The organism is Streptomyces sp. NPDC041191, from assembly GCF_055591945.1.
In genome coordinates this window covers 13594-27113 of sequence record NZ_JBVIZC010000015.1, presented here as the reverse complement: position 1 = coordinate 27113, position 13520 = coordinate 13594, and the positions used below count along the sequence as shown (strand labels likewise).

The following is a 13520-nucleotide window of genomic DNA, read 5'->3' as shown; positions in this document are numbered from 1 at the left end:
GATGATGCGTGGGACGAAGGGCGTGGCCGGGGTGTTCGCGGCTCCGGCCGGGCGTGCGCGCGGAAGGCCCGCCGGGGGAGCGCCCGTTCGTCGGTTCCACCGGACCTTCCCCACGGCGAACCAGTCGGCCCAGTGAGCGAGGACAGCATGAGCGACGACGGAGGTTCCGCCGCGGTCGTCCCCACCGGTACGGACGAGCCCCCGGCCGGTGGGGAGGAGACCGCGCCGGTCGCGGCGGCACCCGGGGGCGACGGGGTGCCGCAGGCGCCGGAGGAGTTCGTCGAGGCGGCCAGGCTCGCCCCGAACCACTGGCTCCACCTCACCGACCCCGCGTGGCGGGGCGAGGGCGCCCCGCCGGACTGGGCCGTGGTGGGCCGGTGGCGCTCCGACGACGCCGGCGAGATCGTCGAGTGGCGGGACAACGAGGACTACCGCCCCTCCCCGGAGGCGCTCGGCTGGCCCGAGCCCGAGGACGACGTGGACGCCGCCATCCAGCTCGCCACCACCGGCTACGGCCCGGTGGAGGACGTCGCCCTCGCCCTGGCCCGCGCGGAGGTCGCGGTGCTGGTCACGGCGGACGGCCGACCGGTCAGCGCGTCGGCGCCCGACGGCACGCCGGTGGTCCCGGTCTACACCTCGCCCCCGTACCTGCACGCGGCCGGGCGCCTCGGTTTCGAGCGGGTGCGGGTGCCCGTGCTCCTGGAGCGGCTGCCGGAGGGACACAGCCTGTCCCTCAACAGCTCCGCCCCGGTCAGCATGGTGATGACCGCGGACGGTCTGGCGGACGTCGTGGCGGCCGTCGCCCGGGAAGCGGACGACGGGACCGGGCGCGCGGGGACCGGAGCCGGGCACGGGGAGGCCGGGACCGGGCACGGGGAGGCCGGGACCGGGCACGCGGAGGCCGGAACCGTCCGGTCCCCGTCCGCGTCCCCCGGGGACGCGCCGGAGAGCGCTCTCGACGGGGCCGCCCGTGCCTGACCGAAGGGGATGACGCGGAACCGGAGGAGGCGGGACGGCGGCGCTTCCCGGTCCTGCCGCCGCCGACGGGAATCCGTGAGCCGCCCGCGCACTCCGCTCCGTACGATCCGGTTCCTCCGGTACGACGCGCCCCCCTCACGAGAGGGCGGACCGGACGACCACGTGACGCAAGAGATCCCGAGCGGGTGCGCCGCACCGGCCGGGCCGGGTACGAAGGAGAGACGACGTGAGCCGTTCCGGTGGTGACCGGTCGAAGTGGTTCGGCGGCCGGGCCAGGGCGGGGCGGGGAACCGGACGGGCCCCCGCGTCCGTTCCCCCGCCCGAGCGGAACGGCACGGCCGAACAGCGCCCCGGTCAGCCCCTGTTCACCGAGGAGTACGGCACGCTGGTACTGCTCCGCGCCGCGCACGACACCACGATCGGCCAGACCGCCGTGCACGAACTCGCCGACCTGCTGGGAGCGGAGGAGGGAATCACCACCGTCGTCACCGGCGTGGTGGGCCCGGACGGTGCCCCGGCCGGGGAGTTCTGGCGGCGACTGAGCGAGGTGTTCGACGCCCTGCGCGCGGCGGGCACGCACACCGTCCGGCTCGTGATGTCCGGAGCCGGGGAGGAACACCCCGACCGGCCCTCGGTGGCCCGACGGGTCGCCGAGGCGTGGGAGTGGGAGGTGATCGCACCGGACGGCGAGGTCCAACTCGTCCCCGGCGGCTCCCTCTTCGTCCGTCCCGACCCGCCCCGCGTCCGGGGCTGGTGGAGCTTCACCCCCGGGGTCCGGCCGGTGGCCCTGGGCACGCGCCAGCCGTCGCCCGCCTGGCAGCCCGGGATCGAGCGGGTCCCGGAGCGCACCGACAGCGGCTGTGTGATCCACCAGATCCCCGCCGGGCTGCTGGCGCGTTCGCCGTACGCGACCGGGCCCGCGCGCGGCGATCTGTGCTACTCGGTGCCGGTGGACCCCCGGGGACCGACCGTGCTGGTCGGCGTCCCCGAGGGCGGAGACGTCTCGGCGGCCGACGTCGGAGAGGTGCTCGGCGCGCTGCCCGCCGCTCTGCGGGCCCGGGTGCGGCTCGCCCCCGGCAGCCCCCGGGACATCCTGCGCACCGGTCGGCAGGCGGCCGAACGGTTCGGCACGGAGGTCGTGGTGTACACCGGCATGCCGCTGCTCGCCCCGGCCACCCCCACGGAACGCGCCGCCGTCCGGTCCGTGGTCGTCGGCCCCGACGGAACCCCGCGCTGGCGGCCGTTCGTGGACGCGGTGGTGTGCGCCCCCGCCACCGGGGACGAACCCGCGCCCGCCCCCCGGCTCCTCCGGTGGAGAGCGCCGGTCCCGGGCCGCGGCAACGCCGAGCGGGGGACGGTCCGCCTCTCCGACCGGTGGTGCGCCACGGTGACCCGCGCCGGGCTCTGGATCACCGGGGACGGGGAACCGGACACCGACGAGGACCCCACCCCGGCCCCGCCCGACCGCGAGGTGGACGCCGAGGGGCCCGCCATCGAGATCGGCCGCCCCGGCGAGCCGCTCGACGCCTCGCTCTGGCCCGAACTCGCCCGGCTGCTGTCCGGCCTCGACACCGACGTGGCGGGGAGGGCGCGCCTGTACGTCCACGGCACGGCCGTGGACGGCGGGCAGGCGCTGCGGGCCCTCGCGGCCCGGCACGGCGTCCGCGCCCTGCGCTTCGCACCCCGCCCGGCACGCGCCGGGCGGAACACCGCCGGTCCCGCGCCGGCCCCCCACCCGTCCGCCGGCGCGCTGCCGACGACGGGCGCGCCGCTGCCGGTGCCGGACGGCCCGGCGGCTCCCCGTGGCCGGGAGTCCGGTCGTACGGCGGCGCGGAGCGGGTCCGCCGCGACGGCTCCGGCCGGTGCCGCGGCCGTCCGTCCCCCCACGCCCGGGGCCGCCGGGCACGGCGGGGCGGGGCAGGACGGACGGGCCCCCGGCCCCGTGGTACGACCGGACCGGGCGGCCACCGCGTCCGGCCCGGCCGTACCCGGCGGCGGCCGCGCCGGGAGCCCGCCGGAGTCCGCGCCGCGGTCGGACGGCGCCGTCCCGGGCGAGGCGCGGATCCGCGTACCCGCGCAGGAGGGGCGGACACCGGACGCGCCCCGGGCCCCCGGGGCGCCGCGGCCCCCCGAGGCCACGGCCCGGGAACCCCGTACACCGGCCGGACGCCCGGCACGGAGGACACGGTTCGCGGCGCTGCTCGGCCTCCGGGAGGACGAGGAGACGCCCGTGAGGACCCCCGTGGAGACGGAGCCGACGCGTGAGGCACCCGCCGGGGCCGGAGCCGGATCTGACGCCGGGGCCGGGGCGCCGCGTATCCCCGCCGTGCGGCGGCGTCCGGCGGCCGAGGCCGCCCCGGACGGCCGTTCCGGCGACGCGGCCGAGGCGAATCCGGACGGCCGTTCCGGCGACGCGGCCGACGGGAGCGGCACGGCCGACGAGGAGGCCGCCGCCGATGGGGAGGGCACGGCCGACGAGGAGGCCACGGGCGACAAGGAAGGCACGGTGAACACGGACGACCCGGCTGGTGGGAGTGGCGCGGCCGACCCGGTGGACCCGCCGCGCGCCGTACCCGTGGCCTCCGCCATCCCCACCGCTTCCACCGTTCCCCCGGCGGCGGCCGTCGCGACGGAGCCGCCCGCCCCGTCCGCTCCGGTCACCCCGTCCGCTCCGGTCACTCCGCCCGCCCCCTCCGCCCCGACGGTCCCGGCGAACCCCGCCTCCCCAACGCCTTCCGCCGCCCCAACGCCTCCCGTCTCCCGAACGCCTTCCGCCGCCCCGGCGACCCCGTTCGGACCGTTGCCGCCCGTGCCGTTCCGGCCCGACCACGTCAGCACCCCGGCCGAGCGCGCGGCCTTCCGGGCGCTCGCGGACGCTGCCTGGGACCGCCACGGCCTCGCCGTGAGCCGCACGCTGACCCGGCTGCCCGCCCTGCGCGGCCAGGAGCAGGAGGCGGCCCGCACCGACCTGATCGCCCTCCACCTCTACCTGCACACCCCTGAGGGCCCGTTGAGCCCCGAAGCGCTGGTGCGGGGCCTGTACGACGGGGAGGAGCGGCTGCTGCCGTACGTCGCCTGCGTGACCTCCGGGCTGCGCCGGATGCCCTCGTACCGCGGCCTCTCGTTCCGCGGCGCGGGCGACGGCGGGCCGGACGGCGGCGTCCTGGAGCCCGGCACGCTGCTGCGCGGCCCCGCCCCCGTGTGCGCCCTGCCCGCCGGTGCCGGCGTACCGAGGCCGGGCGGTGCGCAGTACGCCGTGTGGTCGGTGACGGGGCGCCGCGTGCGCCAGCTCACCGACCGCCCCGGACCCGAAAGGGCCCGGAACGAGGTGGTCTTCCCGCCGGGCACCCTCCTGAAGGTGCTCGACGTGCGCGAGGAGGGCGGTGCGCCGCTCACCCTGCTGCGCGAGGTGCCCCCCGCCGGGCCGGACGTCCCGGCCCGCCACGGCGGCGCGGAACTCGACACCGACGACCGCGCGGCACTCGCCCGTCTGGACGAGGCGCTGCGCGGCCATCCCGTGACACCGGGCCGCCACGACTGGCCGTGGCCGTGCGCGGGTCCTCTGGAACGGACCGTATGCCGTCCGCCGTCCGACTGACCGAAGAGAAGCGGAGACTTGATGTCACCACAGGAGAGAGAAGGGCTGACGGGGCCCGTGGTACGCCGTGCCGTCACCATGCGCGGCACGGCCGAAGAGCCCGGCTCCGAGGCGCTGCGCCCCCGGACGGCCGAGGCCGGGGCCGCGGCTCCCGGGGAGGAGACGAACTCCTCCGGGGGCGCGGGCACGCACGGTGAGGAGACCCCGGCCGTGGTGGTGCCCGTGTCCCCGTCCGTGCCGGAACCGGCCTCCTCCGGGGCCGCGTCCACCACCTCCGGGACCACGTCCGCCACCGCCACCGCCGGCGCCACCGCCACCGCCACCACCGGCGCCGCCGCCCCCGTCGGCGCCGAAGCCGTCACCACCTCTTCCGAAGCGCGGACCACCCCCTCCGGGGAGCCGGCCGCCGCCGCGAAGAGGGACGACGACGCCGGTGAGGGGGAGGCCGGATCGCTCACCGCGACCGGGAGCGGGAACCCGCCCGGCGTGTCGGCGGGGGACACCGGCGGCGGTGGTGACGAACCTCCCCCGGGCCGCCCCGCCAAGGCCCTGCTGGCCGCGGCGGGCATCGGGGGAGCACTGCTGATAGCGGTGCCGTTCCTCGTCATGGGCACCGGCCGCGACGACAGGACCGAGCCCGCGGGGATGGCCCAGCAGGCATCGGCCCGGACCCTGCAGAAGGACGAGGAACCGGTGCGGCCCGGGAACTACGCCCCCAAGCCGCCGGAGACCACCGCCCCGTCCACGAGGACCGGGGCGCCCGCGCCGAAGAAGGACGCGCCGAGTCCGACCGCCTCCGCATCGGCTCCGGAGCCGGTGCGGCCGGCCGGCGGAACGCCCGGGAAGGGGGCGGAAGCCGGGCAGAAGCGGGGGGACGGGCGGAAGGAAGAGCCCGAGCGGAAGGAGGAGCCCAAGAAGGAGGCCCCCGCGAAGCAGGAGGACGCGGCGAAGAAGACCCCTCCTCCGGCCCCGCCGAACTACTCCGACATGAAGCGCGTCCTGCTCAGGAACATGTCGACGAAGATGTGCGCGGACGTGCCGGACTTCGACAAGGGCAGGATCAACGGTCCGGTCAACCAGTTCTACTGCAACGGCACGGACAGGGACAACCAGCTCTGGGACTTCGAGGTGAGGTACAAGGGCAAGGGCCCCAAGTCCAGCGACCTCTTCCAGATCGTGAACCGCAAGGACGGACTCTGCATGGACCTGGGGGAGTTCGGCGCCCGGCCCGCCGGCACCAGGGTCTCGCAGTTCTACTGCAACGGCACCACGGACGACAACCAGTTGTGGTGGCTGGAGCCGCGCGGCGGCAAGTCCTTCTGGATCCGCAACTACGCCAGCAACCACCAGTGCCTCGAAGTGGTGAGCGGGGCGGGGCTCAAGACCGTCGACGCCCGGCTGGACATCCAGCCGTGCCACGGCGGTGACGATTTCGAGTGGACCCTCTGGTAGGGCCGGACCCCACCTGATCGGCGCCGGGCCCCGCGGCCTCCTCCCGGAGACCGCGGGGCCCGTTCGCGTCACGCCGGGGTCCGTCCCGCGTGACGCACGGGACCCGGCTCGTCAAGTGTTGCGTGTGCCTCACCGCCGGGTGCTGTTCAAGGAGAGCTTCCGGCGGCCAAGCTGAGCGGCGTGCTCCGGACCACCACGGGCGCACTTCTGATCGAGTCGGGAACACGCCGTTGACGGCCAGAGCAGGGAACGGAGAACACTCGTGATCGTCGGAGTCCTCAAGGAAGCACGGGCAGGTGAGAGTCGCGTTTCGGCCACGCCGGCCACAGTCGAAAAGATCCGCACACTGGGGTACGGCGTGGTCGTCGACCCGGGCGCGGGCGTCGCGGCCGGCTTCACCGACCATGCCTACGAGGCCGCCGGAGCGACCGTCGGCGACGCGGTGGCGGCGGACGTGGTGCTGGGGGTCAACGCCCCGGCCCCGTCCCAGCTGGACCGGGTCCGGCCGGGGGCGACGGTGATCGCCCTGTTCTCCCCGGCCTTCGACCCGGCGATGGTCGAGGACCTGGGCCGAAGGCCCTTCACCGCCCTCTCGATGGACGCCGTGCCGCGCATCAGCCGGGCGCAGTCGATGGACGTGCTGTCCTCGATGGCGAACATCGCCGGCTACCGGGCCGTCATCGAGGCGGCGCACGAGTTCGGCCGTTTCTTCACCGGCCAGGTGACGGCGGCGGGCAAGGTGCCGCCGGCGAAGGTCCTGGTCGCGGGCGCCGGCGTCGCCGGTCTGGCCGCGATCGGCGCCTCGGGCTCGCTCGGCGCGATCGTGCGCGCCACCGACCCCCGCCCGGAGGTGGCCGACCAGGTCCGCTCCCTCGGCGGCGAGTACCTGTCGATCGAGTCCCCCGAGGCCGAGGTCTCCAAGACCGGCTACGCCAAGGAGATGGGCGACGACTACAAGGCGCGCGAGGCCGAGCTGTACGCCGCCCAGTGCCGCGAGGTGGACATCGTCATCACCACCGCGCTGATCCCCGGCCGCCCCGCGCCGACGCTGATCACCGCGGAGATGGTGGCGGGCATGAAGCCGGGCTCGGTGATCGTCGACATGGCGGCCGCCAACGGCGGCAACGTCGAGGGCACGGTGAAGGGGGAGCGGACCGTCACGGACAACGGCGTGACGATCCTCGGCTACACCGACCTCGCGGGCCGGCTGCCCGCGCAGGCGTCGCAGTTGTACGGCACCAACCTGGTGAACCTGCTGAAGCTGATGACGCCCGGCAAGGACGCCCGCCTCGTCCTCGACTGGGACGACCCGGTGCAGCGCTCGATCACCGTCGTGCGCGAGGGCGAGACGGCCTGGCCGCCCCCGCCGGTCCAGGTCTCGGCGGCCCCCGCACCCGCCCCCGCGCCGGTCGCGGCGGAACCCGCGCCGAAGAAGGCGCCCATGACGCCGGGGCGGACGTTCGGCGGCGTCGCCCTCGGTGCCCTGGCGCTCTTCCTCGCCGCCGCGTTCGCGCCGGCGGCGCTGCTGCCCCACGTGACGGTCTTCGTGCTCGCGATCGTGATCGGCTACTACGTGATCGGTCACGTCCACCACGCGCTGCACACACCGCTCATGTCGGTGACGAACGCGATCTCCGGGATCATCGTCGTCGGCGCGCTCCTGCAGATCGGCCATACCAGTACGGCGGTCACGGTGCTGTCCTCCGTGGCGATCCTCCTGGCCAGTATCAACGTCTTCGGCGGCTTCGCGGTGACGCGTCGGATGCTCGCCATGTTCAACCGGAGCTGACATGTCTGCGACCATTGCCGCACAAGCGGCCTACCTTGTTGCCGCGCTGCTCTTCATCCTCGCGCTGGCAGGACTCTCCAAGCACGAGACGGCCCGGCTCGGCAACGCCTTCGGCATGCTCGGCATGGGCGTCGCGCTCGTCGCGACGGTCGTGCTCGCGGTGGACGGCGACGTCAGCACCGCCGGCCTCGGCCTGATGGGCGTCGCCATGCTGGTCGGCGCGCTGATCGGCCTGCAGCGGGCCCGCGGCGTCGAGATGACCGGCATGCCCGAACTGATCGCGCTGCTGCACTCCTTCGTCGGCCTGGCCGCCGTACTGGTCAGCTGGAACGGCTTCCTGAACGTGGAGCACGAGCCGGACGGCCACGAGGCGAAGGCCCTGGACGCCCTCGGCACGCTGGGCATCCACCACGCGGAGGTGTTCATCGGCCTGTTCATCGGCGCGGTGACCTTCACCGGTTCCGTCGTGGCGTACCTGAAGCTCGCCGCGAAGATCGACTCCAAGCCGCTCGTGCTGCCGGGCAAGAACGCCCTCAACCTCGGCGCGCTCGGCCTGTTCGTCGCCCTGACGGTGTGGTTCGTGATCACGCCGGAGCTGTGGCTCCTCGTCACCGTGACGGTCCTGGCCCTCGCCCTCGGCTGGCACCTGGTGGCCTCGATCGGCGGCGGTGACATGCCGGTCGTGGTCTCGATGCTCAACAGCTACTCCGGCTGGGCCGCGGCGGCCTCGGGCTTCCTCCTCGGCAACGACCTGCTGATCGTCACCGGCGCCCTCGTCGGCTCGTCCGGCGCCTACCTGAGCTACATCATGTGCAAGGCGATGAACCGCTCCTTCCTCGCGGTCATCGCCGGCGGCTTCGGCATCGAGGCCGCGCCGGGCTCGGAGGTCGACTACGGCGAGCACACCGAGACCACCGCCGAGAACGTCGCCGAACTGCTGGGCTCGGCCCGGTCCGTGGTCATCACCCCCGGGTACGGCATGGCCGTCGCGCAGGCCCAGTACCCGGTCGCGGAGCTCACCTCGAAGCTGCGCGCCAGGGGCGTCGACGTGCGGTTCGGCATCCACCCGGTCGCCGGCCGCCTGCCCGGCCACATGAACGTGCTCCTCGCCGAGGCCAAGGTGCCGTACGACATCGTCCTCGAAATGGACGAGATCAACGACGACTTCGCCAAGACCGACGTCGTCCTCGTGATCGGCGCCAACGACACGGTCAACCCGGCCGGGGCCGAGGACCCCGGCAGCCCGATCGCGGGCATGCCGGTCCTGACCGTCTGGGAGGCCGGCAAGGTCATCGTGTTCAAGCGCTCGATGGCCTCCGGATACGCGGGCGTGCAGAACCCCCTCTTCTTCAAGGAGAACACCGCGATGCTCTTCGGCGACGCGAAGGCCCGGGTCGAGGACATCGTCGGCGCCCTCTGAGGCACGACGACGAGAGCGGGCCTCCCGGCCCGGCGCGGAGGGGACGTCCGTGCCGGGCCGGGAGGCCCCCGTCCACCCGGCCCCCTCCGGCCGGGCGGACGGCGACGGGACAGCGGCCGTCCGCCCGGCCGCTCCCGCTTGATCGTCCCGGGGCGGGGTAGCGAAGGGGCATGGCCACCGACAACGCATCCCCCGCCACGAGCGAGCGCGCGCAGCCCGAGATCGACGTCCGGGCGCTCGCCGAAGTGCTCGACGGCGAGTACGCCGAGATCCGCGACCTCGTCCGGACCAACCTGGTGACGCACTCCTCCGTCCTGGAGGAGGCCGAGGAGCTCGGCCTCGACGCGTTCCGCGAGCGGGTCCGCGAGATCGTGGTCGAGATGGCCGCGACGGGCCAGACCGGCATGGGCTTCCCGCACGAGTACGGCGGGGGCGGCGACGTCGGGGCCTCGATCGCCGCGTTCGAGACGCTGGCCTTCGGCGACCTGTCGGTGCTGGTGAAGGTCGGCGTGCAGTTCGGCCTCTTCGGCGGCGCGATCCTGCACCTGGGAACCCGGCGCCACCACGAGGCCCATCTGCCGGACCTGATCGCCGGACGGCTGATGGGGTGCTTCGCGATGACCGAGACCGGTCACGGCTCCCACGTACAGGCGATCGGCACCGTCGCGTGCTACGACGCCGCGAGCCGGGAGTTCGTCATCACCACCCACGGCGACCAGGCGTGCAAGGACTACATCGGCAACGCGGCCCGGCACGCCGAACTGGCCGTCGTCTTCGCCCGGTTGGAGGTGGGGGGAAAGTCCGAGGGGGTACACGCGTTCGTCGTGCCCGTCCGGACCGGCGGCGAGGTGGCACCCGGCGTCCGGATCGAGGACGACGGGCTCAAGATGGGCCTCAACGGCGTCGACAACGGCCGCATCCGCTTCGACGGCGTACGGGTCCCGCGCGAGGCGCTGCTCAACCGGTTCGCCGACGTCACCCCCGAAGGCGTCTACACGAGCCCGATCGAGAACCCGAACCGGCGCTTCTTCACCATGCTCGGCACCCTGGTGCAGGGCCGGGTCAGCGTCTCCGGCGCCGGGATCGGCGTCGCCAAGGTCGCCCTGACGATCGCCACCAAGTACGCCGTGCGGCGCCGGCAGTTCGAGGCGGAACCGGGCGCGGGGGAGCAGCTCCTGCTCGACTACGGGCTGCACCGGCGCCGGCTGCTGCCGCTCGTCGCGCGCACGTACGCGCTGCACTTCGCCCAGGACGCCGTACGCGCGCAGCTGCACGACGTCTTCTCCGGCACCGGGGACGACGAGCGGGCGCGGCGCCGGCTCGAGTCGCGGGCCGCCGGCATGAAGGCGCTCAGCACCTGGCACGCGACCCGGACCGTCCAGGAGTGCCGCGAGGCGTGCGGGGGCGCCGGGTACCTCGCCGTCAACCGGTTCGCCGCCCTCCGGAGCGACAGCGACATCTTCACCACCTTCGAGGGCGACAACCACGTCCTGCTGCAGCTCGTCGCCAAGGGCCTCCTCACCGACCACGCCGGCGAGTTCGAGGACCTGGACCAGCTCGGGGTGGTCCGCCACGTCGCCGGTCTCGCCGTCGGGACGGTCCTGGAGCGGACCTCGGCCCACAAACTGCTCGAACGGGTGCGCGATCTGCTGCCCGGCGGCGACGCGTGGGACCAGGAAGCGGGACTGCTCGACCCGGAGTACCAGCTCGCCATGGTCCGTTACCGCGAGGAGCACATGCTCGCCGGCGTGGCCCGGCGGCTCAAGCGCGGGATCGACCGCGAGGGCGCCCCCGGCGCCGTCTTCTCACAGGTCCAGGACCACGTCGTCGCGCTCGCCCGCGCCCACGTCGAACGCCTGCTCCTGGAGGCGTTCACCGACAAGGTGCGCACCCTGCCCGAGGGCGGTGTCAAGACCGCCCTCACCCTGCTGCGCGACCTGTTCGCCCTGTCGGTGATCGAGGCCGACCGGGCCTGGTTCATGGAGCACGGACGGCTGACCGTCCAGCGCTCCAAGGCGATCAGCCGCGAGGTGAACGACCTCTGCCGCGAGATCCGCCCCCTCGCGGTCGACCTCGTCGACGCCTGGGGCGTCCCGCCCGAGATGCTGCGCGCCCCGGGCCTGGTGGGCTGACCGGCGGCGGACCCTCCTCCGGGCGCGGCCTCCCGCCCGGCACACCGCCCCGGACGCGGGACGGGCGCGGCCGGCCGCGCTCCCGCCCGGCGCCGGGCCCGCCCCGGCGTCAGTCCTCCGTCACCAGGACCACTTCCAGCGTCCGGGGCCCGTGGACGCCCTCGACCCGGTCGAGTTCGATGTCGCTCGTCGCGGACGGGCCCGAGATCCAGGTCAGGGGGCGGGCCGGGTCGAGCCGGGGGAGTGCCAGGGGGACCGAGGCGACCACCTGTTCCGGGGCCCGCACCACACAGAGGTGCAGGTCGGGCACGAGGGTGAGGGCGCGGCGGCCCTGCCCCGGGCCGCCGTCGAGGACGATCGTGCCGGTCTCGGCGATCGCCACCGCGCACCCCGTCACCACCGCGTCGACCGCGTCGAGCGCGTACGGGGTCAGCCGGGGCTCGTCCGTCCGCCGCAGGACGTCGGCGCGGGCGAGCCAGCCGGCGGGCAGGCCGGGCGGGACGACGACCTCGCGGACGCCGCGTTCCGCGAGGATTCCGGCGATCAGCTCCGCCAGGCCGCCGGGCGCGGCGCGGTGGACGTGGGCCCGGTAGTCGGCGAGGTTCTCGTGGAGCAGGTCGAGGACGCCCGCCGGGTCCTCGGCGGTGTGGCGGGTCCGGTAGTCGCGGAGCACGCCGGGGGCCGCGGGCGCGTCCGCGACGGCGGCACGGACACGGGCGAGTACGCGCGCGCGTGAGTCGGTCATGTGCGGTTCTTCCTCCACCAGTCGCGGAACGGCTCGGCGGGCATGTCCGGCAGGTCGCGGCTCTCCGTCCACCGGCCGGTTCCCGGGGCCCGCCGGGGGTGCAGCGCCCGGGTGCGGGAGGCCAGGCGCTCCCCGGCCGCGAGCACGCCCGGGTGGTCCAGTACCCAGGTGGCCGCTTTGACCGCCGCCCTCTCCAGCCGGTGGCCGCCCTCCTCCGCCACCTTCCCCCGCAGGTGGACCAGGACCTCGGGGATGTCGATGGCGACCGGACACACCTCGTAGCAGGCGCCGCAGAGCGAGGAGGCGTACGGCAGGGAGGCGTCGATCCCGCTCGTCGTGCCCCGGAGCTGCGGGGTGAGGATCGCGCCGATCGGACCCGGGTAGACCGAGCCGTACGCGTGGCCGCCGGCCCGCTCGTACACCGGGCAGACGTTGAGACAGGCCGAGCAGCGGATGCAGCGCAGCGCCTGGCGTCCCACCTCGTCCGCGAGGGCGGCGGTGCGCCCGTTGTCGAGGAGGACGAGGTGGAAGGCGGAGGGCCCGTCGCCGTCCGTGGTGCCGGTCCACGTGCTGGTGTACGGGTTCATGCGCTCGGCCGTCGAGGAGCGGGGGAGCGTCTGGAGGAAGACCTCCAGGTCCCGCCAGGTCGGCACCACCTTCTCGATGCCGACGACCGAGATCAGGGTCTCGGGCAGGGTCAGGCACATGCGGCCGTTGCCCTCGGACTCCACGACGACCAGGGTGCCGGTCTCGGCGACCATGAAGTTCGCCCCCGAGACGCCGACCCCGGCCCGCAGGAACTTCTCCCGCAGGTGCAGCCGGGCCGCCTCCGCCAGGTCGGCGGGGGCGTCGCTCAGCCCCTCCGGCGCGGGCCGCCCCCAATTCCCCATCCGTTCGCGGAAGATGTCCCGGATCTCGCCCCGGTTGCGGTGGATGGCCGGGACCAGGATGTGCGAGGGGCGGTCCTCGCCGAGCTGCACGATCAGCTCCGCGAGATCCGTCTCGTACGCGGCGATGCCCTCGGCCTCCAGGTGCTCGTTGAGACCGATCTCCTGTGTGGCCATCGACTTGACCTTGACCACCTCGGTCTCGCCGGTGGCGCGGATCAGCGCGGTGACGATCCGGTTGGCCTCGGCCGCGTCCTCCGCCCAGTGCACGGTGCCGCCCGCCGCCGTCACCGTCTCCTCCAGGCGCAGCAGGTGGGAGTCCAGGTTCCGGAGCGTCTCGTCCTTGATCCGCTTGCCGGCCTCCCGCAGCGCCGCCCAGTCGTCCAGCTCGGCCACTGCCCGCGCCCGCTTGTCCCGGATCGTGTGGGTCGCGTGCCTGAGGTTGGCGCGCAGGGTCGTGTCACCGACCGCCTCCCGCGCCGCCTCCGGGAAGGTCGGCATGCCGACGAAGGCCGGGCC

At 74.8% G+C, this 13520-nt stretch carries 8 protein-coding genes; 6 read left to right on the top strand and 2 right to left on the bottom strand.

The window, feature by feature from the left end; genetic code table 11:
- Positions 1 to 147 precede the first annotated feature (147 nt).
- From ACZ6AQ_RS26350 to ACZ6AQ_RS26325, 6 genes are all read left to right on the top strand, one after another.
- Positions 148 to 978, top strand: a complete 831-nt coding sequence (locus tag ACZ6AQ_RS26350; RefSeq protein ID WP_468762946.1) for a type VII secretion system-associated protein — start codon at positions 148 to 150, stop codon at positions 976 to 978.
- Between the two features lie 226 nt (positions 979 to 1204).
- The gene (locus ACZ6AQ_RS26345; protein ID WP_468762944.1) at positions 1205 to 4576 is read left to right on the top strand and encodes a hypothetical protein; all 3372 of its coding nucleotides are present in this window, start codon (positions 1205 to 1207) and stop codon (positions 4574 to 4576) included.
- Positions 4577 to 4633: 57 nt separating this feature from the next.
- Positions 4634 to 6028, top strand: a complete 1395-nt coding sequence (locus ACZ6AQ_RS26340) for an RICIN domain-containing protein (RefSeq protein ID WP_468762942.1) — start codon at positions 4634 to 4636, stop codon at positions 6026 to 6028.
- Between the two features lie 262 nt (positions 6029 to 6290).
- Entirely contained in the window at positions 6291 to 7817 is a 1527-nt protein-coding gene (locus ACZ6AQ_RS26335) for a Re/Si-specific NAD(P)(+) transhydrogenase subunit alpha (RefSeq protein WP_388695676.1), read from the top strand.
- Between the two features lies 1 nt (position 7818).
- The gene (pntB, locus tag ACZ6AQ_RS26330) at positions 7819 to 9237 is read left to right on the top strand and encodes a Re/Si-specific NAD(P)(+) transhydrogenase subunit beta (protein WP_468762940.1); all 1419 of its coding nucleotides are present in this window, start codon (positions 7819 to 7821) and stop codon (positions 9235 to 9237) included.
- 170 nt (positions 9238 to 9407) lie between these two features.
- Positions 9408 to 11369 (top strand): acyl-CoA dehydrogenase family protein, encoded by a 1962-nt coding sequence (locus tag ACZ6AQ_RS26325; RefSeq protein ID WP_468762938.1) that lies wholly within the window; start codon positions 9408 to 9410, stop codon positions 11367 to 11369.
- Positions 11370 to 11478: 109 nt separating this feature from the next.
- Here the strand turns inward: ACZ6AQ_RS26325 and ACZ6AQ_RS26320 are convergent, their stop codons facing one another.
- Together ACZ6AQ_RS26320 and ACZ6AQ_RS26315 are read right to left on the bottom strand one after the other, a co-directional pair.
- Positions 11479 to 12114 (bottom strand): LutC/YkgG family protein, encoded by a 636-nt coding sequence (locus ACZ6AQ_RS26320; RefSeq protein WP_468762936.1) that lies wholly within the window; start codon positions 12112 to 12114, stop codon positions 11479 to 11481.
- Positions 12111 to 13502: a lactate utilization protein B gene (locus ACZ6AQ_RS26315; protein ID WP_468763083.1), complete on the bottom strand. Its 1392-nt coding sequence runs from the start codon at positions 13500 to 13502 to the stop codon at positions 12111 to 12113. Before ACZ6AQ_RS26315 ends, ACZ6AQ_RS26320 begins: the two co-directional genes overlap by 4 nt.
- Positions 13503 to 13520 lie beyond the last annotated feature (18 nt).